The organism is Streptomyces sp. NPDC000594 (assembly GCF_040299965.1).
Classification (GTDB): Bacteria; Actinomycetota; Actinomycetes; order Streptomycetales; family Streptomycetaceae; genus Streptomyces.
In genome coordinates this window covers 13,425-36,445 of the sequence record NZ_JBEPCY010000036.1, presented here as the reverse complement: position 1 = coordinate 36,445, position 23,021 = coordinate 13,425, and the positions used below count along the sequence as shown (strand labels likewise).

Below are 23,021 nucleotides of genomic sequence, written 5' to 3'. Positions count from 1 at the left end.
GCGACGGGACCCCAAGAGAACCGAACAGAACCGAACACGACGAGGGGGGAACGGTTCCAGGAACCGTTCCCCCCTCGTTCTTGTGGGCGATACTGGGATCGAACCAGTGACCTCTTCGGTGTGAACGAAGCGCTCTCCCGCTGAGCTAATCGCCCGGGCGCAGCGCCAACATTACCCCATGTCAGCGGGGACCTCGGACCCTCTCGGGGTCATGAGTCGATCTTCCACGGCAGGGTGATGCCGAACTTCCAGAGGTAGAGCCCCGCCAGCACCGCGCAGATCACACAGCCGATGGTGGTGAGGATGATGTTCCGCCGCCGGACGCGGGGGTCGAGGGCACGCTGAGCCGCCTCGCTGACCTTGCGCTTGGTCCAGCGCAGCACCAGCTGGGCCCAGACGAACTCGGTCGCCCAGATCGCCATACCGCCGAAGATCACGACCCAGCCGGGGCCGGGCAGCACCAGCATCGCCACACCTGCGGCGACCACCGCGAGCCCGACCACGAAAACGCCGACCTGCCAGCTCATATGCAGGGTCCGGCGTCTCTTGATGAACTCCGGCGCGCGTGAGCCGAGCGGCTTCTCGTTCACGTGGTCCTCGCTTGCCGGAGCTGTCGGGCCGCTCCGCGCCGACGCTGCCCCGTCAGCCACCACGGCCTCCGTAGCGTTACTCCCCGTATTCATAGACGTCAATCTACCTGACGCAGCGCAGTCACCGGAATGGTCCCAGGGGACGAACAATCACTCCGCCGTTAGGGGTACCTAAAGACACCCAAAACCCTCAGAGGGGTTTACAACGGCACCGTAGGTGGCATGTCGATTTCGCCGACGTGCGAATCCCCGAGCGCACACTGAGCGAAAGGCCCTGGCGCTTATGAACACCACGGTCAGCTGCGAGCTGCACCTGCGCCTCGTTGTATCGAGCGAGTCCTCACTGCCTGTACCCGCGGGCCTGCGGTATGACACGGCCGATCCCTATGCCGTGCACGCCACCTTCCACACCGGAGCCGAGGAGACGGTCGAATGGGTCTTCGCCCGCGACCTCCTCGCGGAGGGCCTGCACCGGCCCACCGGCACGGGCGATGTCCGGGTCTGGCCGTCACGCAGCCACGGTCAGGGCGTCGTCTGCATCGCACTCAGCTCCCCGGAGGGCGAAGCCCTGCTCGAAGCCCCGGCACGGGCCCTGGAGTCGTTCCTGAAGCGGACCGACGCCGCCGTACCGCCCGGCACCGAGCATCGTCACTTCGACCTGGACACGGAGCTGTCGCACATCCTGGCGGAGAGCTGAGCCAGGCCCAGCACCGCACGGCGCCGTCCTACTCGGGGAGACGGCGCCGCGCGGACACCGCATAGGGCGCACAACCGCATAGAGCACCCAACACAGGCGTCGTGGCCGCGTTTTACCGCGCGGTGACGGCGCCTATGCGTGTTCACGCGAACCGCTAGAGTCAGCGCAATTCCGCGGGCACCGGCCCGTAGCAGGCCAGGGAGCGAATCGTGCTGATCCCCCACGACACCAGAATTGCGCTCGACGCGGTGATCGATCTGGTGAACACCGCACCGGATAACGATCAGGCAGACGGTCTGGAGGATCTCGGCGCACTGCGGGAATTCGTCCGCAGACATGACATCAGCGATGTGGGCGACCTGGGCGAACGGGATCTCCGAGCGGTCCGGGGCGTACGGAGCCGGTTCGCCGATGTCTTCGCCACCGGGGAGAGCGCGGTCGCGGCCGAACTCCTGAACGAGCTGGTGGCGGCGGCGGGCACCACCCCGCAGCTCACCAATCACGACGGCTACGACTGGCATGTGCACTACTTCGCGCCGGGCGCCTCCGTCGCCGACCATCTGGCCGCCGACGGTGGCATGGCACTGGCCTTCATCGTGGTCGCGGGCGAGCGGGAGCGGCTGCGCCGCTGTGAGGCCCCCGACTGCGGACGGGCCTTCGTCGATCTCTCCCGCAATCGCTCCCGCCGCTACTGCGACAGCCGTACCTGCGGCAATCGGCTCCATGTCGCCGCCTATCGCGCCCGCCGCCGCGAGGCGGCCGGATGAGGTCGCGCCGTCGTGCGGAGGGCCGCCCCGGGCGACGCCCGCCCCGAGGGCATCCCCGTACCGGACATCCCCTCACAGCAGGAACAGATCGTGCACGGCGGCCATCAGCAGCAGCAGCCCGATGACGGTCAGGAAGATCATCAGGGGTGGCTGGGAGAGCGCGAAGAGACAGCCCTTCGGTTCGTTCGGGTCATTCGGGTCGTTCGCGGGTGCGGGGGCCTGGCCCCCGGAGGTATCGAGCATCTCGGGGCGATGATGGCGCAGCCCGCACCGGGGCCGTGACCCAACACACCCCTGGGCAGGGCGAGTTCATCAGAGCGAAAGCGTTCGATCCGGGACCCGCGCGGGCGGGGAGCGGCGGTGGCGCCCCGGGGCGCGGGGCCCGGCGGAGGGCCCGGCTCAGATGCCGTGCTTCTTGAGGATCGCCTCGATGTCGCTGAAGTCGTCGCCGCCGGCCTTGGCGCCACCGGTCCTGGCACCGCCCGAGGGGGCGGACTTCCCGGGGGCCGCCGTGGCACCGGCGCCCCGGCCCAGGGAGGGCGCCGACGCGGTGGGGGCGACGGCTTCCCGCTTGGCGGCGGCCCGGGCGGCCCGGCGCTCCTTGCGCCCCGGCACCCCGGCGCGGCGCTCGACCGCGCGGGTGGTCGCGAAGAGCGCCCAGGCGCCGCCCAGCAGGCCGAAGCCGATCCAGGCGGTGGGGCTGAAGGCGGTGTCGACCGCCCACTCGACCGCGCCCGTCAGCACCAGGCCGACGGGGATCAGCGACCAGGCGGCGATCCGGGTCGCGGCGAGGAAACGCCTGCGGTAGGCGGTGATCCCGGCGATGCCCAGGCCCGCCACCGACACCGCGGCACATATGGTCTCGGCGATCATCCGGTCCTCCTGGCTTCGACGGCACGAGCGGGTACGCCCGTGTCCCTGCTGCGGTCTCCTCAGCGGTCTCCGCCGCGGTTCTTCCCCGGATCACCGGTGGCCGCTCCGCGTCTCCGCCGCCCCTCCATCCTGCACCGGAGGGTGGCGTCGGGGCCACGGACACGTATCACCTCAGGGATATCTGGGGGACATTCTCCTCCTCAGGTGCCGATCCTCCCCGGCGGCCCCCACCCCGGGTGAGGACGCCCCCGGGGTGCGGAGACCCGCCGGTGGGAGACTGGCCCCATGAACGACTCCCCCACCGGCAGCGCCGTCGCCCCCGTCGTCCTCGATGTGTGGTGCGACCTCTCCTGCCCCGACTGCCGTACCGCCCTCGACGACCTCGATGCCCTGCGCGAGCGGTACGGGGACCGGCTGGACATCCAGGCGCGTCACTTCCCGCTGGAGAAGAACACGTACTCCTACATCTCCGCACAGGCCGCCGAGGAGGCGGCCGAGCAGGGCGCGGGCCGCGCCTACCAGGAGGCGCTGCTCGCCCGGGTGGACGAGCTGCGGGAGCGGGGCGCGCCGGTCCTGCTGGAGACCGCGCGCGAGCTGGGGCTGGACGCCGAGGAGATCGACACCGCGCTGATCGACGGGCGGCACACCCTGATGGTCGACGCCGACCAGGCCGAGGGCAAGGCGCTCGGGGTCACCGGGACGCCGACCTATGTCATCGGCGGTGAGCGGCTGGACGGCGGGCAGAGCCAGGAGGGGCTGCGGGCCCGGATCGAGGAGATCGCCGACCGGCTGCTGGGGACCACCGCGCCCTGAGCCCGTCGTCCTGCCCGCCCGCCGGTCCGGGGCGGGCGGCTCAGAGCAGCCGTTTCACGGAGTTGACCGCCGTGGTGCGGTACCCCAGCGAGGTGTAGAGCCCGAGGGCGGTGGTGTTGCCCGCGAAGACATGGAGTCCGAGCAGCCGTGCCCCGTCCGCGAGGGCGTACCGCTCCGCCAGGAGCATCAGCGAGCGCCCATGGCCCGCGCCGCGCCGCCCCTCGGCGACCTCCACCTCGTACACATAGTGCCCCTGCCGGCCGGGGAGCACCTCGCGCCGGCCCACACAGAGGAACCCGACCCGGCCGCCCGACTGTTCCAGGACGGACAGCCAGACGCCCTCGGTGGCCCTGCCGTCGGGGAGCAGCAGGGCGCGGGCGCCCTCGGCCCGGTCACGGGCCTGCTCGGGGGTGAGTCCGCGCTCGACCCAGTCGCGGGCGTACAGGGTGAGGCTGGCCTCGGACCACATCGTGTACTCGGCCTCGGTCATGGGCCGCCCCCGGGCCCCCTCCGGGAGGGCGGGCGGCTCCGGTCCGAGTTCCTTGGCCATGTTCCGGCCGCGTTCGGTGTAGCCGAGCACGGTGGCCAGCCCGGTGGCGGCCTCGGCGTCGGGGGGTACGGAGATCTGGACCTCGGCGCAGCCCCAGCCGCGCAGCACCTCCTCGGCGGCGAGCGCGGCGATGGTGCCCCGCCCCCGCCGCCGCTGTGCCGGGTCGATCCGCAGCCCGGTGATGGTCCCGGCCCAGGAGCCGAGGCGGCCCACCGTGGCGATCTCGACGGCCCCGACGGGCCGTCCGTTGTCACAGACGTCGTAGGCGCGCAGCCGGGCGCCGTCGGGCCGGTGCTGGAGCGGCCCGTTCGGCCGCAGGGTGGTGGTCATCACTGGCTGTTGTACCGGCCCCGGTCCCCCGCGTCACGGGGTTTCGCGGATCCCTCACCGGGGCGGGGGTCGGGGTCGGGGGTCAGGAGAGTGCCGGGTCGCGGTCGGCCGCCGCGTTCTTCTCGAAGATCCGCAGGGCCTCGGCGGTCACCGGGCCCGGGGCCGTCCGCAGCGGCCGTCCGTCGACGGCGGTGACCCCCTGGACATCGCGCAGGCTGGAGGTGAGGAAGACCTCGTCGGCCCGGCCCAGGACATCGAACGGCAGATCGGTCTCCCGCGCCCCGGTCCAGGCCAGCAGCAGGGCCCGGGTGATGCCGGGGAGCGGTCCCGCAGCGAGCGGCGGGGTGTGCAGCTCGCCGTCGAGGACGACGAAGACATTGGAGGCGGTGCCCTCGCAGAGCCGCCCGGCCGTATTGGCGAAGAGCGCCTCGCCGGCCCCCCGCTCGGTGGCGCGGGCGAGGGCCAGGACGTTCTCCGCGTACGAGGTGGACTTCAGCCCGGTGAGCGCGCCGCGTTCGTTACGGGTCCACGGGACGGTGATCACGGAGGTGGTGGGCGGGCGCGGGGGCATCTCCCCGGCCGCGACCACCAGGGTGGGCCGGCTCGCGCCGCGCTCGGAGCCGAGCGATGCCGTTCCGCCGGTGTAGGTGATCCGGAGCCGTCCCCGGTCCAGCGGGTTGGCGTCGAGCACGGCCGCGCAGGCGCGGCGGATCTCGTCGGCGTCGGGCTCGGGCAGCCCCAGGGCGGCGGCGCCCCGGGTGAGGCGTTCGAGGTGGAGGGTGAGGGCGAAGGGGCGGCCCTGGACGGTCTTCAGGGTCTCGAAGATCCCGTCCCCGACGGTGAGGCCGTGGTCGAGGACGGAGACGGTGGCCTCCTCGACGTCCTTCAGCCCTCCGTTGACCCACAGTTTCATGCGGTGCTCCTCTCGGCCGTAGGGCGTTCCTCCCGGCTCAGCGTCCGGCGGGCCCCTCGGCGGTGGTCGCCGTGCGCGGGTCCGGCGCCGGGGAGCCGTCGGGTGCCGACGCTATCGCGAGCAGCCGGGCCGCCTTCAGCTCGGTCTCCTCCCACTCCCGCTCGGGGTCGGAGCCCCAGGTGATGCCGGCGCCGGTGCCGAAGCGGAGCACCGCGCCCGCCGCCGGGGAGCGCTCGATCCAGAAGGTGCGTATGCCGACGGCCAGCTCCCCGGTGCCCCGGTCGGCGTCCACCCAGCCGATACCGCCGCAGTAGGGGCCGCGCGGGGCGGTCTCCAGGGCGTCGATGATCCGCAGGGCGCTGGACTTGGGCGCGCCGGTGACACTGCCGGGCGGGAAGGTGGCGGCGAGGAGATCGCGCCAGCCGTGTCCGGTGGCGAGGGTGCCCCGGACGGTGGAGACCAGATGGACCAGTCCCGGGTGGGGCTCGATCGCACAGAGCGCGGGGACGGTGACACTGCCGGTGGCGCAGACCCGGCCGAGGTCGTTGCGGACCAGGTCCACGATCATCACATTCTCGGCGTGGTCCTTCTCCAGCAGATCGTCGGCGGTACGTCCGGTGCCCTTGATCGGGCCGGACTCGACGGTCGGGCCGGTCCGGCGGAGATACAGCTCGGGCGAGGCGGTGGCGATCTCCACCCCGTGGGCGGGCAGCCGAATCGTTCCGGCGAAGGGGGCCGGGTTGCCCCGGGCGAGCAGGGCGGTCAGCGCGTCCACATCGGCGCGGTCCGGGGCGGGCAGCGGGGCGGAGAGCACCCGGCAGAGATTGGCCTGATAGACCTCGCCCGCCGCGATGTGCTCGCGGATCCGCCGGACCCCGGCGGTGTAGCCCGCGCGGTCCAGGGAGGAGGCCCAGGCGTCCCTGGCGGGTCCGCGCCACTGTCCGGGGACCGCCGGGGGGACCGGCGCGCGGTCGACCCGGTCAAAGCGTGCGCAGGTCAGACCGCCTTCAAAGTCGGCCGCGACGGCCCAGAAGCCGGCGGAGTCCAGGGCCGCGGGGTCACTGGTGACATCCCGGAGGCCGGTGGCCACAAGGGGCCCGAATCGAGCGAGAGGAGCGAGGTCGTGCACGTCTGCGAGTCTATGACCGGGGCGGATGACGCGTCCGGCGGGCGCCGGGCGGGGGCTCCACAGCCGCTGGGGGACGGGCGCACGTCAGCACGCTGGGCAAACGCGTTTTTGTGCTGGCTCAGGAATCCGCTAGAGTTCAACACGTCGCCGGGACGCGAGAGCGAAACGGAAAAGACAAGCGGACGTAGCTCAGTTGGTAGAGCGCAACCTTGCCAAGGTTGAGGTCGCCAGTTCGAACCTGGTCGTCCGCTCGATGTGGGGGGTCTTCCCGAGCCCCTGCACTCCGGGTGGAGTGGCCGAGAGGCGAGGCAACGGCCTGCAAAGCCGTCTACACGGGTTCAAATCCCGTCTCCACCTCCATGGACGATTAGCTCAGCGGGAGAGCGCTTCCCTGACACGGAAGAGGTCACTGGTTCAATCCCAGTATCGTCCACTGGAACCGCTGTTCATTCAGAGGTTTCCCCGCGCGATTAGCTCAGCGGGAGAGCGCTTCCCTGACACGGAAGAGGTCACTGGTTCAATCCCAGTATCGCGCACGCATCCGCACCACATCGGTGGATGTCCCCCGGATATCCGCAGGTGAAAGCCGCTGGACCTCGGTCCGGCGGATCCCGCGCGATTAGCTCAGCGGGAGAGCGCTTCCCTGACACGGAAGAGGTCACTGGTTCAATCCCAGTATCGCGCACCACCCGGAACCCCCGGCCGTCCCGACGGCCGGGGGTTCTCGCGTCGGCGCCCTCGCGTCCGCGGGTGGCCCGGACACCCGGGGCGCTCAGGACACCCGGGGCGCTCAGGGCGCTCAGGACGAGAAGAGCATCCGGCCGAAGCCCCGCTGGTGGTGGCCTCCGTGGTGCCCCCCGTGGTGTCCGCCGTGGCCGGGCGCATGACCGGGGGCGTGATGACCAGGGGCGTGACCGGGCGCATGGCCCGGGGCGGCGTGACCCGGGGCCGGCCCCGGGTGGTACACACCATGGGCGTCGTAGTACCCACCGTGCTGCGGGGCGGCCCAGGCGGGTCCGCCGGGCCCCGCGGTCTGCCCCATCCACTGGGCCTCCAGCCGGGTGAGCGACTCCAGCTCCCCATAGTCCAGGAAGATCCCCCGGCAGCCGCCGCACTGCTCGATCTGGACGCCATTGCGGTTCAACGAATGCATCGGTGCATGGCACTTGGGACACTGCATGGTCGTAGCTCAGCTCCTCGCCGATCGGTCGTCGGCGCACTGTGATGATCACAGCGCACGACAGCAGACTACGCCGGACGGGTGGTCTCCAACTCGGGCCCGAGTATGGCGATTCGGTCACAGGCGTCGATCACCGCGCGATCGGTCTCATCGGGCTCACGGGCCTCGGCGACGGCCCGGACCAGGGCGAGCGCGGCGGTCTGCACCGTCAGGGCGCGCGCCGGGACATCCAGCCACCGCCAGGGGTCGTCCCCGGGGCCCCGCCCGACGGCGGGGCCGCGCGCCCCCCGGTAGGCGTCCAGGAAGCGCTGCCAGACCACGGGGGGCAGCAGACCGGCCGCGTACCAGGCGGCGGGGCGGGCCAGGTCCCAGGCGGGGTCCCCGAGGCCCAGATCGTCCCCGTCGATCAGCAGCCAGGGCCCACCGGGGACGGGGTGGCGCACCAGCTGGCCCAGATGGAGGTCGCCGTGGCAGAGGAGACCGCCCCGGGGGGCGGGGGCCTCGCCCCGGGCCCAGGCGGGGAGGCCGGCCCAGGCCGCCTCCACGGGGGCCGCGCCGGGGTGGTCGGCGGCGACGGCCCGCATCCGGCGGACGGCACGGGCGGCCTTGGCGGGGCCGCGCATCGGCGGCAGCGGTCCCGGCAGGGCCGCCGGGTCCACCCGGTGCAACCGGGCGAGCAGGGCGGCGGCCTCCTCCCAGGGCGCGGCGTCCGGAGCCTCCGGGTCGACGGGGGTGCCGTACGGCCAGGCGGTGACGGGCCGTCCCCCGGCGTCGGCGGAACTCCCGGGGCTCCCAGGGCTCCCGGATGGCGGGGGCGGCAGAGGCGGCAGGGGCGGCAGCAGGATCCCGTGGAGCAGGGGGTGGGCGGCGACCGCGATCCGGACGCGGTGCCCCTCGGGGTCGGTGTCCGGTGCGTGCGCCTTGGCGACGGCCGCGCCATGGCGGACGACCACACCGTCGTCGCGGTCGGCGAGCACCTGGGGCGCCGCGCCGCACCCGGGGCAGGAGGCGGTGGCGTCCGGGAGCCGGGCGTGGGCGGCCGCGCGGGCGGCGGCGTCGAGTGCGCGGACGACGGCTGTGGTCACGGTCTCCCCCGGGTGACGGACATTGATCCCCGGGAGCCTACGCGCCGGGCAGCGCGGGGAGGGCAGGGCGGCATGAGGGGGCCGGGCACACGGGAAGGCCGACCGCGCGGAGGGTCGGGCGTACCAGGGGCCGGGCGGCATGCGGGGGGGCGGCCGGGCAGCTTGGCGGGCCGGGCCGCATACGGGGGCCGGGCAGCGCGAATGGCCGGTCAGCTCCCCAGCTGACCGGCCATTGCCTGCCGTCCGCCGCACCCCCGTCCCCACGGGGTTATTGGCCGGATGTCCCCGACCCGGACCGCTCTTCCGGGTCCGGGGCGCCGCTCAGCGCCCCAGCATCACGCCCACGGACGACGCATGTGTGACCACCGCTTCCCAGCCGCCGAAGGCGACCACCAGAAGGGCGGCCAGAGGGAGGACCATGGCGGTCGCGACCAGCGGGTGCCGCCGCCCGGACGGCGCCGGGGCACTGTGTGCCCGGGTCCGGACGTAGTTCCGCGCCGCGGTGTCCGCCATGGTCCCTCTCCTCTCGCATTGGCAGCGGCGGGTGTGTGACCTCGGGGGACGAGTGCGTTCACCCGCCGCTTGATCCCAAGCCTAGGCACCCCGGGAGCCCCTCACGTCATGCCCGCGTACCGAATGACGGGCCTCCGGGAGGATGAGCCGTGGCCCTTCGATGTACTCCCCAGGGTGGAGACGCGGGTCCCGGGGTCGGGGGCTTCCCTGACTACCAGCCGCCCGGGCACTCCGGTCCGGCGGCGGTCCGGGCGCGGAGGGACCGGGGCCGGGTGACTTCGCTCACTCCCGCCCCCGGTCCGCGTGGTACCCGGGTCCCGGGCGCCGCCCGGTGTGTCAGGACATCTCCCGCCCCCGCCGCCCCGCCCGCCCCGCACCGCGCCCGGACACGGCACGGCTCACCGGGTCAATCCCCTTGTGGCTCCGGCCCGTTGCCCCGGGGCATCGGCCACCCTGGCCGGAACTCGCCTTTCCGGCCCGCGCTTCGGGCCGGTTTCCCCCCGTGGAGGATCGGCCCGCCATGGAGGGCGCGGCCTATGAGCGCGCCGGGGCGGGGGTACGTAAGCTGTGCCCCGGCGAAAGCGGACGATCAACCGGCGGAGCGGGGCACACCCGGCCCGGCGGACCAGGGGTGGGGGACCGGCCCCCATCCACTCGGCAGGGCGGGCATCCTCCCGCCGCAGGCAGGGGGGTGGCCCCACCCCCAGGTAGGGGACGGACATGGCGATGATGCGGCTCCGGCGCGAGGATCCGCGGGTCGTCGGCTCGTTCCGGCTGCACCGTCGGCTCGGCGCGGGCGGGATGGGCGTCGTCTATCTGGGCTCGGACCGGCGCGGCCAGCGGGTGGCGCTGAAGGTGATCCGGCCCGACCTGGCGGAGGACCAGGAGTTCCGCTCCCGGTTCGCCCGCGAGGTGTCCGCCGCCCGGCGGATCCGGGGCGGCTGCACCGCACGGCTGGTCGCGGCCGATCTGGACGCGGAGCGGCCCTGGTTCGCCACCCAGTACGTCCCCGGCCCCTCGCTCCACGACCGGGTCGCCGAGGAGGGTGTGCTGCACGCCGCCGAGGTGGCGGCCATCGGGGCGGCGCTCTCGGAGGGGCTGGTCGCGGTGCATGAGGCGGGGGTGGTCCACCGGGACCTCAAGCCGTCGAACATCCTGCTCTCCCCCAAGGGCCCCCGCATCATCGACTTCGGCATCGCCTGGGCCACCGGGGCGAGCACCCTCACCCATGTGGGCACGGCCGTCGGCTCCCCCGGCTTCCTCGCCCCGGAGCAGGTGCGCGGGGTCGCGGTGACCCCGGCCACCGATGTGTTCTCGCTGGGGGCGACCCTCGCCTACGCCGCCACCGCGGACTCCCCCTTCGGCCATGGCGGCTCCGAGGTGATGCTCTATCGCGTCGTCCATGAGGAGCCGCAGCTCCAGGGGGTGCCGGATGCGCTGGCCCCGCTGCTGCGGGCCTGTCTGGCGAAGGATCCCGAGGACCGGCCCAGCACCCTCCAGCTCTCCATGCGGCTGAAGGAGATCGCGGCCCGGGAGGCCCAGGGGGCCGTGGAGGCACGGCCTCCGGCTCCCCGGGAGCGCGTCGACACCGACCGTCCGACCGCCCGCTATCCGGAGCGCCCGCCGAGATCGGCGGCGACCGCCCGCACCGAGCGGCTGGACCGGGGGGACGGGCGTCCCGAGCGGCGCACCGGACCGACGGGCGGGCGCGGCGGCGGCCGGCCCCGTCCCCCGGCGCGCACCGGCGGCCGCCCGGGCCCCGGCTCCGGTGTCCGGACGACCGGCACCGGGCGGCGGCCCGCCAACCCCCGGCTGCTGCGCCAGCGGATCGTGGTCTTCTTCGTGGTGACCCTGATCGTGGCGCTGGGCATCGCGGCGGCGCAGAAGCTCTAGAACCTCCCGGGAGCCCCTGAGCCCGGAGGCTCTTCACGGGCCCCGAGGCTCAGCGGGTTCAGGACTGGAAGGGCTCAGGACTGGGGGCGGCCCGCGGTGACGGCGTAGAAGGCGACCGCGGCGGCGGCGCCGACATTGAGCGAGTCCACCCCGTGCGCCATCGGGATACGGACCCAGTCGTCCGCCGCCCTCAGCGCCTGGTTGCTGAGGCCCTCCCCCTCCGCGCCCAGCATCAGCGCGACCCTGTCCATCCGGTGGGGCGCGACCGCGTCGATGACGGTGGCCTTCTCCCGGGGGGTGAGGGCCAGCAGGGTGAACCCGGCCTCCCGTACCGCGTCGAGCCCCTTGGGCCAGCCGTCGAGCCGGGCATACGGCACCGAGAAGACCGCGCCCATCGACACCTTCACGGACCGGCGGTAGAGCGGGTCGGCGCAGTCCGGGGAGAGCAGCACCGCGTCCATGCCGAGCGCGGCGGCGCTGCGGAAGATGGCGCCGATATTGGTGTGGTCATTGACGGATTCCATGATCGCCACCCGGCGGGCGGTGCCCAGGAGTTCGGTGGCGGTGGGCAGGATCTTCCGCTGCATGGAGGCGAGGGCGCCCCGGTGCACGTGGTAGCCGGTGACCCGTTCGGCCAGCTCGGGGCTGACCGCGTACACCGGCGCGGGCAGCTCGTCGATGACATCGCGCATGACATCGACCCACTTGGCGGAGAGCAGCATCGACCGCATCGCGTACCCGGCGTCCCGGGCCCGCCGGATGACCTTCTCGCCCTCCGCGATGAAGAGCCCCTCGGCCGGCTCGCGTCTGCGGCGCAGCTCGACATCGGTCAGGCCGGTGTAGTCATGGAGACGGGGGTCGTCCGGGTCGTCGATGGTGATGAGATCGGCCACGAGGTGATACTGCCCTCTCCGGGGGTGGTGCCAACGCCTGGGACCAGGCGGGTTACTGATGGTTACGCCGAGGTGGGTGCGGCTGCCGGGGGTGCGCCCGGGTGGGCGCGGCTGCCGGTGACGCGGTGCGGGCCGGCCGGTCAGCCGGTCGTGGTCGGCCCCTCGGTCGTGGTCGGTCAGCCGGTCGTGGTCGGTCCACCCGTCACGGCCGGTCCGCCGCCCAGGGCGACCACCTCGCCGATGACGATGACCGCCGGCGGGCGGATCTCCTCGGCGACGACCGTCTCGGCGACGGTGGCGAGGGTGGCGTCCACCCGGCGCTGGGCGGCCGTGGTCCCCTCCTGGATCAGGGCCACGGGGGTGTGCGCCGCCCGGCCGTTCGCCACCAGGGTCTGCGCGATGGCGCCGATCTTGTCGACGCCCATCAGCACCACCAGGGTGCCACGGAGCCGGGCCAGCGCCGCCCAGTCCACCAGGGAGCGGTCGTCGTCGGGGGCGACATGACCGCTGACCACGGTGAACTCATGGGCGACACCCCGGTGGGTGACCGGGATGCCGGCCGCGCCGGGGACGCTGATGGAGCTGGAGATCCCGGGCACCACGGTGCAGGGGATCCCGGCCTCGGCGAGGGCCTCGGCCTCCTCCATCCCCCGGCCGAAGACAAAGGGGTCGCCGCCCTTGAGCCGGACGACGGCCTTCCCCGCCCTGGCGTGCTCGATCAGCGCGGCGTTGATGGCCTCCTGGGCCATGAAACGGCCGTACGGGATCTTCGCCGCGTCGATGACCTCGACCTGCGGGGGCAGCTCCGCGAGGAGGTCCCGGGGGCCGAGCCGGTCCGCGATGACCACATCCGCCTCGGCGAGGAGCCGGCGGCCCCGGACCGTGATCAGATCCGGGTCGCCGGGGCCCCCGCCGACCAGGGCGACCCCGGGAACCCTCGTACGGTGCTGGGGCGCGCTGAGGGTGCCGTCCCGCAGCCCCTCCACGATGGCATCCCGCAGGGCGGCGGAACGGCGGGGGTCACGGCCCTGCGGGTCGGTGGTGAGCACCGCGACCGTGACGCCCTCGGAGCGGCCGGTGGCCGGGGTCCAGGCGGTGGCGGCGTGCGCGTCGTCGGAACGGACGCACCAGACCCGGGACCGCTCGGCCTCGGCGGAGGCACGGGTGTTGGCCTCCGGGTCGGTGGTGGCGATCAGCGCGTACCAGGCGCCTTCGAAGTCGCCCTCCGCGTACCGGCGCCGCTCCCAGCAGATCTCACCGGCGGTGACCATCGCCTCCACCGAGGGGGTGGCCGACGGCGAGACCAGCAGGATGTCCGCGCCCGCCGCGATCAGCGCGGGCAGCCGGCGCTGGGCGACCTGGCCGCCGCCGAGCACGACGACGCGGCGCCCGGCGAGGCGGAGTCCGACGGGGTAGGCGGGGTGATCGGCCATGGCGCGGGAACTCCTCGGGCGGTACGGGGCGGGCCGCGGCTGCCTGGATGGCGAAGCGGCTGGTGGGGAGGGGTTTCCCCGGCGCCAACTCTACGTGGCGGCGGGGCGGCGGACGGAGGGCGTCCGGGGGCCGGGCCCGGGCCTCCTTGGCTCGGGGGTGCGCGACGGCCCGCACCCCGGGGGCTCGGGGCGGTCCGGCGCCCGGAGCGGGGCCGGACCGGGCCCCGGGAGCCGCCGGCTACTTCTCGGTGACGCCCGCCGAGTCAAAGGTCGCCACCTCGTGCATCGCCCGCGCCGCGCTCTGGATCAGCGGCAGCGACAGCAGCGCTCCCGTACCCTCACCCAGGCGCAGATCGAGGTCGACCAGGGGACGCAGACCCAGCTTGTTCAGCGCGGCGACGTGGCCGGGCTCCGCGCTGCGGTGACCCGCGATGCACGCCGCCAGCGCCTCGGGGGCGATGGCCCGGGCGACCAGCGCCGCGGCGCCCGCCGATACCCCGTCCAGCACCACCGGCGTACGCAGCGAGGCACCGCCCAGGATCAGACCGACCAGCGCGGCGTGCTCCAGACCGCCGACCGCCGCGAGCACACCCACCGGGTCGGCGGGGTCGGGCGCGTGCAGCTCCAGCGCGCGCCGGACCACATCGACCTTGCGGGCATGGGTCTCGTCGTTGATGCCCGTACCCCGGCCGGTGATCTCGCTCGGGTCGACCCCGGTGAAGACCGAGATCAGCGCGGCCGAGACGGTCGTATTGGCGATGCCCATCTCACCGGTGAGCAGCGCGCGGTTGCCCGCCGCCACCAGATCGCGGGCGGTCTCGATACCGACCTCGATGGCCGCGAGGGCCTCCTCACGGGTCAGCGCCGGACCCGTGGTGAAGTCCGCGGTGCCGGGGCGGACCTTACGCGGCAGCAGTCCGGGGGTCGCGGGGAGATCGGTGGCGACACCGACGTCGATGACACAGACCTCCGCCCCGACCTGGTGGGCAAAGGCGTTGCAGACCGCTCCCCCACCGAGGAAGTTGGCGACCATCTGGGCGGTGACCTCCTGCGGCCAGGAGGTCACCCCCTGGGCGTGCACCCCGTGGTCACCGGCGAAGATCGCGACCGCCGCGGGCTCCGGGATCGGCGGCGGGCACATCCGGGACAATCCGCTGAGCTGCGCGGAGATGATCTCCAGCATGCCCAGCGCGCCCGCGGGCTTGGTCATCCGCTTCTGCCGCTCCCACGCCTCGCCGAGCGCCTTCGCGTCCAGCGGGCGGATGTTGGCGACGGTCTCCTGGAGCAGATCGTGCGGCTCCTCGCCGGGCAGCGCCCGGCGGCCGTAGGTCTCCTCGTGGACGACCCAGGAGAGCGGGCGGCGCCGGGACCACCCGGCCTGCATCAGCTCGGGGTCCTCGGGGAACTCGTCGACATACCCGACACAGAGGTAGGCGACGACCTCCAGATGCTCGGGGAGCCCCAGCGCCCGGACCATCTCGCGCTCGTCGAAGAAGCTCACCCAGCCGACGCCCAGGCCCTCGGCGCGCGCGGCGAGCCAGAGGTTCTCCACGGCGAGGGCCGAGGAGTAGGGGGCCATCTGGGGCTGGGTGTGGCGGCCCAGGGTGTGCCGGCCGCCCCGGGTGGGGTCGGCGGTGACGACGATATTGACCGGCGTTTCGAGGATGGCCTCGATCTTCAGTTCCTTGAACTGCTTCGCCCGGCCCTTGGGGAGCGTCTTGGCGTACGCGTCCCGCTGGCGCTGGGCGAGTTCGTGCATGGTGCTCCGGGTCTCGGCGGAGCGGATGACGACGAAGTCCCAGGGCTGGGAGTGGCCCACGCTGGGCGCGGTGTGCGCGGCTTCCAGGACCCGCAGCAGGACCTCGTGCGGGATGGGGTCGCTGCGGAAGCCGTTGCGGATGTCGCGGCGCTCGCGCATCACGCGGAGCACGGCCTCGCGCTCGGCGTCGTCGTACCCGGGCGCGGGCGCGCCACGGGCGGGGGCGGCGGCCTCGGGCCCGTCGGTCTCCGCCGTCGGGCCGGCTTCCGGTGCGGACTCCTGCGGAACGGTCTCCTGCGGCACGGGACCGGCTTCCGCGACGGCCTCCTGCTCCGGTACGGGCTCCTGCTCCGGGACGGCCTCCGGCGCGGCGGGTGCCTCCGGCGGAAGGACGGCCTCCGGGGCGACGGGCGCCTCGGGCGCGTCGGCGGCCGGGACCGGGACCACGGGGGTCACCGGCTCGGCCGGGACGGCCACCGGCGCCGCTTCGGGAGCGGTCGCCTGCTCGGGGGCGGCCACGGCGGCGACCGCCTCGGGCAGCTCCTCGGCGGGCAGCGGCGCGGACTCCTGGACTGCGGATTCCTGGGCTGCGGACTCCTGTACCGGGGGCTCCTGGAGGGAGGGCTCCTGGACCGGGGCGTCCACGGCCGGCACCTCCGCGACCGGCTCGGGAGCGACCCCGGGCTGCTCCTGCGGTACGGGCTGCTCGGCCTCGACCGGGACGACGACCTCGGCGGCCTCGGCGACCTCGACGGCCTCCGGAGCGACACCCTCCGGCGCCTCCACCGCCACGGCCTCCACGACCGCGACCGGCGCCACCGGCACCTCCGCCTGCTGCGGCACGGCCTCCTGCTCGACCTGCTGCTCCACCGACTCCACGGCCTGCGGAACAACCTCCACCGGCACCTGCTCGGCCGGCTGCTCCGGTACGGGCTCCACCGCCGGGACCGCCTCGGGTACGGCCACGTCCACGGGCGGCTCGACCGTCTCGGCCTGCTCGACCACCACGGCCTGTGCCGGCTGCTCGACCTGCTCGGCCTCGACCGGGACGACGACCTCGGCGGCCTCGGCGACCTCGACGGCCTCCGGAGCGACACCCTCCGGCGCCTCCACCGCCACGGCCTCCACGACCGCGACCGGCGCCACCGGCACCTCCGCCTGCTGCGGCACGGCCTCCGGCTCGACCTGCTGCTCCACCGGCTCCACGACCTGCGGAACAACCTCCACCGGCACCTGCTCGGCCGGCTGCTCCGGTACGGGCTCCACCGCCACCGGGCCGGCGGCCTCCTCGGGCGCGGGCGCCACGGCCTCGGGTGCCACGGCCTCCTGCGTCACCGGGGCGACCGGCTCGACCACGACCTCAGCCGGCACGGCCTCCGCCACGGGCGCGGCCGGCTCCACGGCAACGGTCTCCTCGGCCGGCTCCTCGACCGCGGCGACCGGCTCGACGGGAGCGACCGGCTCCACGACGGCGGGCTCCACCACGGCAGGCTCCTCCACGGCGGCGGGAACAGGCGCCTCCGGCACCGCTCCCCCGGCCTGCGGCGGCCCCCACGGGGCCCCCGGCTGCGGCGGGATCTCCCCCAGCTGAGGCCCCGGCAGCACCGGCTCCTCCTGCGGGATCTGCTCGGTGATCTGCTCCTCGGCGACCGGCGGCGCGGGCGGGGCGCTGCGCGCGGTCAGCGGGTGCGGCGCCACCCCGGCGGGACCCCGGTCGGCCAGCGAACGCACCACGCCACCGGTGGAGTCCGGCAGCGGCGGGCCCATGTGCAGCGGACGGCGGGCGACCGGCGGCATCGGAGCCGCCGTCCCCACCGGCGGCGCGGCCGGGGGCGCGGGGACGGCCGGCGCCCCCAGATCGGTGGGCGCGGCCAGCTCCGGCGCGGGCACCGCGTCCGGCGCGACCGGCGGCTGCCCGTCCGGGACGGCGGTGTACTGCTCCGGCACCCGTACCTGTCCGCTCTGCGGCCCGTGCTGGAGGGCGAGGGTCTGCGGATCGCTCCACGCCCCCTGTGCGCCCGGCATCAGCAACTGGTCGTCGTCCTCGTGAAGCTGTCCGGAAGGGGTCAGGCCGGAGGGGGTCAGGAAGGTGTAGGCACCGCCGCCGGGGACACCCGGCCGCTGCTCCACCGCGCCCGCGTTCTCCGGCTGTCCCTCGCCCGGGACCTGGCCGGTGTCGGTCATGCGTACCCCTCGCCCATCGGTTGTGAATCCCTCATCCGTCGCCGGTCGGCCGTCCGTGCCGGCCGCCCGTCGACTGGAACGAGCGGGCATGCCACGCGGCACGACCGTCCGCGGACTTCCAGCATTCTCGCGGCCGTTCGCCGCCCTGGCGGGAAGATCCGCCACGGCCCGCTGTGGGCTGCGCCACGTTGCGCCGCCCCCGGCTGTGAAGTACCACGGACCGGCACCCTGCCGACAACCGTTTTCCGGCTCTCCCGGCATGTCGGCGACGCTGGTCGACGATGTGCCGGGGTGCGGTACAACGATCGGCCAGCCTACCCCGCACCACGGACAACCGGGGTCACGGGGCGCGGTCCGGCCGTGTCCCGGAGAGCAGGAAGACCACCGAACGCCCCTGCTCCGCCCAGCCCACCGGATCGAGTCCGACCGACTGGAGCAGGGAACACTCGACGGTGTAGCCGCCACCGGTCAGGGCCGCGCCGATGGCCTCGGCCTCGTCCCGGGTGGAGGCGTGCGCCACGATCCGCTCGGGTCTGCGATCGGCGCAGGCGGTGACGGTCTCGGCGCCGCCGCCCCCGATCCGCACCACATCGGGTTCCGGCAGCCGCTCCAGGACCTGGGGGGCCCGGCCGTGCACCACCTGGATCAGGGCGCCCGCCCGGCGCGCGGTGGCGTCGGTGCGGGCGCAGGCGTTCCGGTCGGCGTCGACGGCGATCACCGCGGCGCCGAAGCGGGCGGCGTCGGTGGCGAAGGCACCGGAGCCGGAGCCGATGTCCCAGACCAGATCGCCGGTGCGGGGGCCGGTGCGGGCGAGTTGCAGGGCCCGCAGCTGTTCCGACTCGCCCTCCCCCGGGGCGGGTGGGCCGTCGGCGGGCCGGGCCCGCGCCCAGCCGCGCCCGGCCACCGCCCGGCCGGGGTCGCCCCCGGCGAGCCAGCCGGCGCCCGGGGCGCCCGGGGCGGCCCCGCCACCGATCACGATCACCACATTGGGGTCGCGCCAGGCGTGGTCGGCGGCCTTGTCGGAGGTGAGGACGGTGACCTGTTCGCGGGTGGTGCCCAGCTCCTCGCAGATGACAAAGGTGCGGTGGACGCCCTCCAGCAGCAGGGCCAGTTCGGCGGGGCCCGCCCCGGGCGAGGTGAGCACGGCGACCTTGGGGTGGGCGCGGCAGACATTGACCGCGCGGCGCAGGGTGCGGGGGTGGGCGACCACGATCCGGGCGTCGTCCCAGGGGGTACCGGCGCGGGCGAAGGCGGCGGCGACGGAAGAGACGGCGGGGACCACCTCGACCTCAAGCCCGTGCTCGGGGGCGCGCAGGGTGCGGACGACCCCGAAGAAGCCGGGGTCGCCGTCGGCGAGGACCACGGCGGTGCCCCGGTGGCCGGCGATCCGGCGGGCGGCGAGATCGACGCTGCCCAGCCGGACGCGTTCGGCGTGCGGGGGCACCTCGGGCAGGCCGAGATGGTGGGCGGCCCCGGCGACCAGGGTCGCGGCGCCGAGGGCGGACCTGGCCGCGGCGGTGAGGGGTGAGCCGTCCCAGCCGATCACCGTGACGCGGTCGGCCATGGTCGTATCTCTCCTGGTGTCGTCGCAGGTGGTGCCGGAACCCCGCGGGTCGGGCAGGGTGACATTACCTGGCGCGCGGAGCTGGGCGGGCCGGTTCGGTACGGGCGGTGCCGGTGGCGGGCGGACCGGTTCGGTACGGGAGGGGTGCGAGGTGGCGGAAGGGGCCACCGGGGGGCGACAGGTCCGGCAGGTCCGGCGGCGGGTCCGGCAGGTCCGGCGGCGGGGGTGTCAGGCCGGTTCGATGAAGTCAGGCCAGTTCGGTGAAGGAGGCGTAGCCGAACTCGGCGAGATGGTCGGTGCCGCCCTCCAGGTCCTCGGGGAGCAGGCTCCAGACGATGAGGTCGGTACGGACCGGGCTCCAGCCCCGGTCCCCGGCGCGGGTGCGCGCTATCCAGGCGTTCCGCAGGACGCCCTCGCTGATCGCCCCGGTCTTCTGGGCGACCTGCTGGGAGGCGGTGTTGTCGGCGGGGGTGCGCAGCTCCAGCCGTTCGAAGCGCTGGTCCCGGAAGAGCCATTTGGCGGTGGCCAGCAGGGATTCGGTGGCATATCCCTCACCGCGCGCCCAGGGGGCGGTGACATAGGAGGCCTCGGTGGCGCGGGTGCGCCAGTCGGTGTGGTGGAGCCGGACGGTGCCGACGAGCCGCTGGGTGAGGAATTCGGTGACGGCGAGCGCGATGCCCCGGCCGCCGGTGCGCTGTGCGGGGGCGGCGGAGCGTACCCAGTGTTCCGCGTCGGCGGTGGTGTAGGGGTACGGGGCGGTGGTCCACGCGGTGATCTGCTCGTCGTTCATCATCTCGGTGTACGCGGGGATGTCGGCGTCCTCGAAGGGGCGCAGCACCAACCGCTCCGTGCTGATGGACACGTCCGGGAAGGTGGTAGTCATGCGCCGCTCCGTAGCCAGGGGCCTGCTGAAACCGTAGAACCGTGGGCCTGCCGAAAAGCCCAGCATGCAGCATGGGCCCGCGAACTGCACCACAGGGTCCCGCACTTGCCCGGCGGGGGAGAAGCGGCGGGCCCCGCACACCCCTCGAAGGGAGTGCGGGGCCCCGCCGGGGTGACCCTGGGCCGGTGGCCTCCGGTCAGCCGGCGGCCGGGATGACGGACCCGTCGTAGGTGTCCTCGATGAACTTCTTCACCTCGGGCGAGGCGAGGAGCTTGGCGAGCTTCTTGATCTGCTCGTCGTCCTCGTTGCCCTTCTTGACGGCGAGGAAGTTGCCGTACGGGTTGTTCTGGGCCGACTCCAGGGCGAGGGAGTCCTTCTTCGGGCTCAGCTTGGCCTCGACGGCGTAGTTGCCGTTGATGACGGCGGCGTCCACCTCACCGAGGACGCGGGGGGCCTGGGCCGCCTCGACCTCCTTGAACTCCAGCTTCCTGGGGTTCTCGGCGATGTCCTTGGGGGTGGCCTCGTTGCCGGCGCCCGGCTTCAGCTTGATGAGGCCGTTCTCCTCCAGGAGCTTGAGGGCGCGGGCCTCGTTGGTGGTGTCGTTGGGGATGGCGACGGTGGCACCGCTCCTGAGGGCGGCGAGGTCGTCGGCCTTCTGGGAGTAGAGGCCCAGCGGCTCCAGGTGGACGGTGACGACGGGGACGATGGTCGTCTTGCGCTTCTTGTTGAAGTCGTCCAGGTAGGGCTTGTGCTGGAAGTAGTTGGCGTCGACCTGGCCGTCCTGGGTGGCCGTGTTGGGGGTCACGTAGTCGGTGAACTCCCGGACCTCCAGCTTGAGGTCCTCCTTCGCGGCGAGCTTGTCCTTGACATAGCCGAGGATCTCGGCGTGCGGGACGGAGCTGGCGGCGACGGTGAGGGTGTTGTCGTCCCCCTCGTCGGAGGAGCAGCCGGTGAGTCCGAGGGTGAGGGCTCCGGCGGCCAGGACAGCAGCGGTGATCTTGGTGGTGTTACGCACGAAAAGTGCCTTTCTCCAGGGTGGTGCGGGTGGTACGGCTCCGGCGGGCCGGTGGGCCCTCGGGGCCGGGTCGGGGAGGTCAGCGGAGCTTGGTGGGCTCCAGGGCCGGTTCGGCGGTGGCCTCGACCGGGCTGACCAGGGGCTTCTTCTGCCGCAGCAGACGCAGCCGGGGGGCGGGTCCGCCGCTGCGGCCCCGGCGGTGCAGGCTCCAGGCGGCGTAGTCGCCGGCGAACTGGATGACGGAGATGACGACCGCGAGGACGCCGACCGTGATCCACATCAGTTCGGTCTCGAAGCGCATGTAGCCGTAGCGGATGGCGATGTCGCCGAGTCCGCCGGCGCCGACGGCGCCCGCCATCGCGGAGTAGCCGATGAGGGCGATGACGGTGGTGGTGGCTCCGGCGATCAGGGACGGCAGGGACTCGGGGACCAGGACCTTGCGGACGACGGTCCAGGTGCCGCCGCCCATCGACTGGACGGCCTCGACCAGTCCGTGGTCGACCTCGCGGACGGCGGTCTCGACCAGCCGGGCGAAGAAGGGGATGGCGCCGATGGCGAGCGGCACGATGGCGCCGTCCCGGCCGATGGTGGTGCCGGTGATCGCCTTGGTGAAGGGGAAGAGCGCCACCATCAGGATGATGAACGGCATGGACCGGGTGATGTTGACGATCTGCCCGGTCACCTTGTTCACCAGGGCGTTGGCGAGCAGGCCGCCGCGGTCGGTGAGGACCAGCAGCAGACCCAGCGGAAGCCCGACGGCGACGGCGACGACGGTGGACCAGCCGACCATGTAGAGGGTGTCCCAACACGCCTGCTCCAGCAGGGGCCGCATCTCGGACCAGGTCACTTGGCACCTTCCTCGGCGGTCACGGCGGCCACCTCTGCCTGGAGTCCCCGCTCGCGCAGGAAGCCGATGGGGACGACGTTCTCCTCGAACCGGCCGGGCAGCTCGATGCGCATCCGGCCGATCTGCTTGCCGCCCACGGTGTCCATGGCGGCGCCCAGGATGGAGATGTCGATGTTGTACGTACGGGAGAGCTGCGAGATCACCGGCTGGGTGGCGGCGTCGCCGTGGAAGGTGACGTCCACGACGGTGCGGTCGGGGGCGGAGGGGGCGCCGCTGACCGGGAAGAGCGCGGCGGCCAGTTCGGAGCCGGGGGTGGCGAGCAGCTCGCTGACGGTGCCGGATTCGGTGATCCGGCCGTTCTCCATCAGGGCGGCGGAGTCGCAGACGGTCTTGACGACATCCATCTCATGGGTGATGAGCAGGACGGTCAGCCCCAGCTCACGGTTGAGGTCGCGCAGCAGCTGGAGGATGGAGCGGGTGGTCTCGGGGTCGAGGGCGCTGGTCGCCTCGTCGGAGAGGAGCACCCGGGGCTCGCCGGCGAGGGCGCGGGCGATGCCGACGCGCTGCTTCTGGCCGCCGGAGAGCTGTCCGGGGTAGGACTTGGCCTTGTCGGCGAGGCCCACCAGGTCGAGGAGTTCCCGGGCCCGCCGGGTGCGGTCGGCGCCGGAGCGGCCGAGGATCTCCAGCGGCAGTTCGACGTTGTCCTGGACGGTGCGCGAGGACAACAGGTTGAAGTGCTGGAAGACCATGCCGATCCGGCTGCGGGCGGCGCGCAGTTCCTTGCCGGCGCGGGCGCCGCGTCCGGCGAGCGCGGTCAGTTCCCGGCCGTCCACGGTCACGGTGCCGGAGGTGGGGCGTTCCAGGAGGTTGACACAGCGGATGAGGGAGGACTTGCCGGCGCCGCTCTGGCCGATGACACCGAACACCTCGCCCTCTCTGACATGGAGATCGACGCCGTCCAGGGCGGTGATCTCGCGTCCTCGCGAGCGGTAGACCTTGGTGAGGTCCGTTGTCGTGATCACTGGAGTGTCCGTCACTGTCGAGTGCACGGCAGGCGTCCTCGCCGGGCACGGGGCGTTCGTCTTCTGGGTTTCTGTGGTGGGAACGCGG

At 73.6% G+C, this 23,021-nt stretch carries 21 protein-coding genes and 6 tRNA genes; 9 read left to right on the top strand and 18 right to left on the bottom strand.

From position 1 onward, the window contains the following. Positions 1–83: 83 nt before the first annotated feature. Positions 84–155 (bottom strand) — tRNA-Val (locus ABT354_RS31735). Positions 156–209: 54 nt separating this feature from the next. Next, on the bottom strand, positions 210–683 hold the full coding sequence (locus ABT354_RS31730; RefSeq protein ID WP_351500183.1) for a TIGR02611 family protein: 474 nt from the start codon (positions 681–683) through the stop codon (positions 210–212). 190 nt (positions 684–873) lie between these two features. On the opposite strand from ABT354_RS31730, the gene ABT354_RS31725 reads away from it, so the two are divergent. Beyond that, complete coding sequence (locus ABT354_RS31725; protein WP_003959770.1) at positions 874–1,287, top strand: SsgA family sporulation/cell division regulator; 414 nt, start codon at positions 874–876, stop codon at positions 1,285–1,287. A gap of 209 nt (positions 1,288–1,496) precedes the next feature. Continuing rightward, positions 1,497–2,054, top strand: a complete 558-nt coding sequence (locus ABT354_RS31720; protein WP_351500181.1) for a CGNR zinc finger domain-containing protein — start codon at positions 1,497–1,499, stop codon at positions 2,052–2,054. 72 nt (positions 2,055–2,126) lie between these two features. Here ABT354_RS31720 and ABT354_RS31715 read toward each other — a convergent pair whose 3' ends face one another. Together ABT354_RS31715 and ABT354_RS31710 are read right to left on the bottom strand one after the other, a co-directional pair. Beyond that, positions 2,127–2,297, bottom strand: coding sequence for a hypothetical protein (locus ABT354_RS31715; RefSeq protein WP_351500179.1), 171 nt, complete (start codon positions 2,295–2,297; stop codon positions 2,127–2,129). A gap of 156 nt (positions 2,298–2,453) precedes the next feature. Then, on the bottom strand, positions 2,454–2,927 hold the full coding sequence (locus ABT354_RS31710) for a hypothetical protein (protein ID WP_351500177.1): 474 nt from the start codon (positions 2,925–2,927) through the stop codon (positions 2,454–2,456). Between the two features lie 285 nt (positions 2,928–3,212). Here ABT354_RS31710 and ABT354_RS31705 point away from each other — a divergent pair, with 285 nt between their 5' ends. Continuing rightward, positions 3,213–3,740, top strand: a complete 528-nt coding sequence (locus ABT354_RS31705; RefSeq protein ID WP_351500175.1) for a DsbA family protein — start codon at positions 3,213–3,215, stop codon at positions 3,738–3,740. A gap of 40 nt (positions 3,741–3,780) precedes the next feature. On the opposite strand, the gene ABT354_RS31700 is transcribed toward ABT354_RS31705, so the two are convergent. The 3 genes from ABT354_RS31700 to ABT354_RS31690 form a co-directional block, all read right to left on the bottom strand. Further along, positions 3,781–4,620 (bottom strand): GNAT family N-acetyltransferase, encoded by an 840-nt coding sequence (locus ABT354_RS31700; RefSeq protein WP_351500173.1) that lies wholly within the window; start codon positions 4,618–4,620, stop codon positions 3,781–3,783. 82 nt (positions 4,621–4,702) lie between these two features. Further along, the gene (locus ABT354_RS31695) at positions 4,703–5,533 is read right to left on the bottom strand and encodes an aminotransferase class IV (RefSeq protein WP_351500171.1); all 831 of its coding nucleotides are present in this window, start codon (positions 5,531–5,533) and stop codon (positions 4,703–4,705) included. A gap of 37 nt (positions 5,534–5,570) precedes the next feature. Next, on the bottom strand, positions 5,571–6,662 hold the full coding sequence (locus tag ABT354_RS31690) for a chorismate-binding protein (RefSeq protein ID WP_351500169.1): 1,092 nt from the start codon (positions 6,660–6,662) through the stop codon (positions 5,571–5,573). A 178-nt stretch (positions 6,663–6,840) separates the two neighbouring features. On the opposite strand from ABT354_RS31690, the gene ABT354_RS31685 reads away from it, so the two are divergent. The 5 genes from ABT354_RS31685 (at position 6,841) to ABT354_RS31665 (ending at position 7,350) form a co-directional block, all read left to right on the top strand. Then, a tRNA-Gly gene (locus ABT354_RS31685) sits at positions 6,841–6,913 on the top strand. Between the two features lie 35 nt (positions 6,914–6,948). Then, a tRNA-Cys gene (locus ABT354_RS31680) sits at positions 6,949–7,022 on the top strand. 1 nt (position 7,023) lies between these two features. Continuing rightward, positions 7,024–7,095: transfer RNA gene (locus ABT354_RS31675), tRNA-Val, on the top strand. Between the two features lie 31 nt (positions 7,096–7,126). Further along, a tRNA-Val gene (locus ABT354_RS31670) sits at positions 7,127–7,198 on the top strand. A gap of 77 nt (positions 7,199–7,275) precedes the next feature. Beyond that, a tRNA-Val gene (locus ABT354_RS31665) sits at positions 7,276–7,350 on the top strand. A gap of 111 nt (positions 7,351–7,461) precedes the next feature. Here ABT354_RS31665 and ABT354_RS31660 read toward each other — a convergent pair. The 3 genes from ABT354_RS31660 to ABT354_RS31650 all read right to left on the bottom strand — a co-directional run bounded on the left by ABT354_RS31660 (position 7,462) and on the right by ABT354_RS31650 (position 9,440). Next, positions 7,462–7,842 (bottom strand): TFIIB-type zinc ribbon-containing protein, encoded by a 381-nt coding sequence (locus ABT354_RS31660; RefSeq protein WP_351500167.1) that lies wholly within the window; start codon positions 7,840–7,842, stop codon positions 7,462–7,464. Positions 7,843–7,910: 68 nt separating this feature from the next. Continuing rightward, complete coding sequence (locus ABT354_RS31655) at positions 7,911–8,927, bottom strand: phosphotransferase family protein (protein WP_351500165.1); 1,017 nt, start codon at positions 8,925–8,927, stop codon at positions 7,911–7,913. 321 nt (positions 8,928–9,248) lie between these two features. Continuing rightward, a complete protein-coding gene (locus ABT354_RS31650) occupies positions 9,249–9,440 on the bottom strand; it encodes a hypothetical protein (protein WP_351500163.1) in 192 nt (63 codons plus the stop codon). A gap of 720 nt (positions 9,441–10,160) precedes the next feature. On the opposite strand from ABT354_RS31650, the gene ABT354_RS31645 reads away from it, so the two are divergent. Next, entirely contained in the window at positions 10,161–11,333 is a 1,173-nt protein-coding gene (locus tag ABT354_RS31645; protein WP_351500161.1) for a serine/threonine-protein kinase, read from the top strand. A 74-nt stretch (positions 11,334–11,407) separates the two neighbouring features. Here the strand turns inward: ABT354_RS31645 and ABT354_RS31640 are convergent, their stop codons facing one another. The 8 genes from ABT354_RS31640 to ABT354_RS31605 form a co-directional block, all read right to left on the bottom strand. Then, positions 11,408–12,226 (bottom strand): TrmH family RNA methyltransferase, encoded by an 819-nt coding sequence (locus ABT354_RS31640; protein WP_351500158.1) that lies wholly within the window; start codon positions 12,224–12,226, stop codon positions 11,408–11,410. A gap of 176 nt (positions 12,227–12,402) precedes the next feature. Continuing rightward, a complete protein-coding gene (cobA, locus tag ABT354_RS31635; protein ID WP_351500156.1) occupies positions 12,403–13,659 on the bottom strand; it encodes a uroporphyrinogen-III C-methyltransferase in 1,257 nt (418 codons plus the stop codon). A gap of 238 nt (positions 13,660–13,897) precedes the next feature. Beyond that, the gene (gene cobT, locus ABT354_RS31630; protein ID WP_351500154.1) at positions 13,898–17,602 is read right to left on the bottom strand and encodes a nicotinate-nucleotide--dimethylbenzimidazole phosphoribosyltransferase; all 3,705 of its coding nucleotides are present in this window, start codon (positions 17,600–17,602) and stop codon (positions 13,898–13,900) included. Positions 17,603–17,942: 340 nt separating this feature from the next. Next, positions 17,943–19,166, bottom strand: a complete 1,224-nt coding sequence (gene cbiE / locus ABT354_RS31625) for a precorrin-6y C5,15-methyltransferase (decarboxylating) subunit CbiE (RefSeq protein WP_351500152.1) — start codon at positions 19,164–19,166, stop codon at positions 17,943–17,945. A gap of 247 nt (positions 19,167–19,413) precedes the next feature. After that, the gene (locus ABT354_RS31620; protein ID WP_351500150.1) at positions 19,414–20,049 is read right to left on the bottom strand and encodes a GNAT family N-acetyltransferase; all 636 of its coding nucleotides are present in this window, start codon (positions 20,047–20,049) and stop codon (positions 19,414–19,416) included. Positions 20,050–20,245: 196 nt separating this feature from the next. Beyond that, positions 20,246–21,064 carry a MetQ/NlpA family ABC transporter substrate-binding protein gene (locus ABT354_RS31615; protein ID WP_351500148.1) on the bottom strand — a complete coding sequence of 273 codons (819 nt, stop codon included), beginning with the start codon at positions 21,062–21,064 and terminating at the stop codon, positions 20,246–20,248. 79 nt (positions 21,065–21,143) lie between these two features. Continuing rightward, positions 21,144–21,911 carry a methionine ABC transporter permease gene (locus ABT354_RS31610; protein WP_351500146.1) on the bottom strand — a complete coding sequence of 256 codons (768 nt, stop codon included), beginning with the start codon at positions 21,909–21,911 and terminating at the stop codon, positions 21,144–21,146. Then, positions 21,908–22,933 (bottom strand): methionine ABC transporter ATP-binding protein, encoded by a 1,026-nt coding sequence (locus ABT354_RS31605; RefSeq protein WP_351500144.1) that lies wholly within the window; start codon positions 22,931–22,933, stop codon positions 21,908–21,910. Before ABT354_RS31605 ends, ABT354_RS31610 begins: the two co-directional genes overlap by 4 nt. Positions 22,934–23,021 lie beyond the last annotated feature (88 nt).

Coding starts and splice junctions, on each gene's coding strand:
- ABT354_RS31730 (WP_351500183.1), bottom strand. CDS start 683: ATGAATACGGGGAGTAACGCTACGGAGGCCGTGGTGGCTGACGGGGCA.
- ABT354_RS31725 (WP_003959770.1), top strand. CDS start 874: ATGAACACCACGGTCAGCTGCGAGCTGCACCTGCGCCTCGTTGTATCG.
- ABT354_RS31715 (WP_351500179.1), bottom strand. CDS start 2,297: ATGCTCGATACCTCCGGGGGCCAGGCCCCCGCACCCGCGAACGACCCG.
- ABT354_RS31710 (WP_351500177.1), bottom strand. CDS start 2,927: ATGATCGCCGAGACCATATGTGCCGCGGTGTCGGTGGCGGGCCTGGGC.
- ABT354_RS31705 (WP_351500175.1), top strand. CDS start 3,213: ATGAACGACTCCCCCACCGGCAGCGCCGTCGCCCCCGTCGTCCTCGAT.
- ABT354_RS31700 (WP_351500173.1), bottom strand. CDS start 4,620: ATGACCACCACCCTGCGGCCGAACGGGCCGCTCCAGCACCGGCCCGAC.
- ABT354_RS31695 (WP_351500171.1), bottom strand. CDS start 5,533: ATGAAACTGTGGGTCAACGGAGGGCTGAAGGACGTCGAGGAGGCCACC.
- ABT354_RS31660 (WP_351500167.1), bottom strand. CDS start 7,842: ATGCAGTGTCCCAAGTGCCATGCACCGATGCATTCGTTGAACCGCAAT.
- ABT354_RS31650 (WP_351500163.1), bottom strand. CDS start 9,440: ATGGCGGACACCGCGGCGCGGAACTACGTCCGGACCCGGGCACACAGT.
- ABT354_RS31645 (WP_351500161.1), top strand. CDS start 10,161: ATGGCGATGATGCGGCTCCGGCGCGAGGATCCGCGGGTCGTCGGCTCG.
- cobA (WP_351500156.1), bottom strand. CDS start 13,659: ATGGCCGATCACCCCGCCTACCCCGTCGGACTCCGCCTCGCCGGGCGC.
- cobT (WP_351500154.1), bottom strand. CDS start 17,602: ATGACCGACACCGGCCAGGTCCCGGGCGAGGGACAGCCGGAGAACGCG.
- cbiE (WP_351500152.1), bottom strand. CDS start 19,166: ATGGCCGACCGCGTCACGGTGATCGGCTGGGACGGCTCACCCCTCACC.
- ABT354_RS31620 (WP_351500150.1), bottom strand. CDS start 20,049: ATGACTACCACCTTCCCGGACGTGTCCATCAGCACGGAGCGGTTGGTG.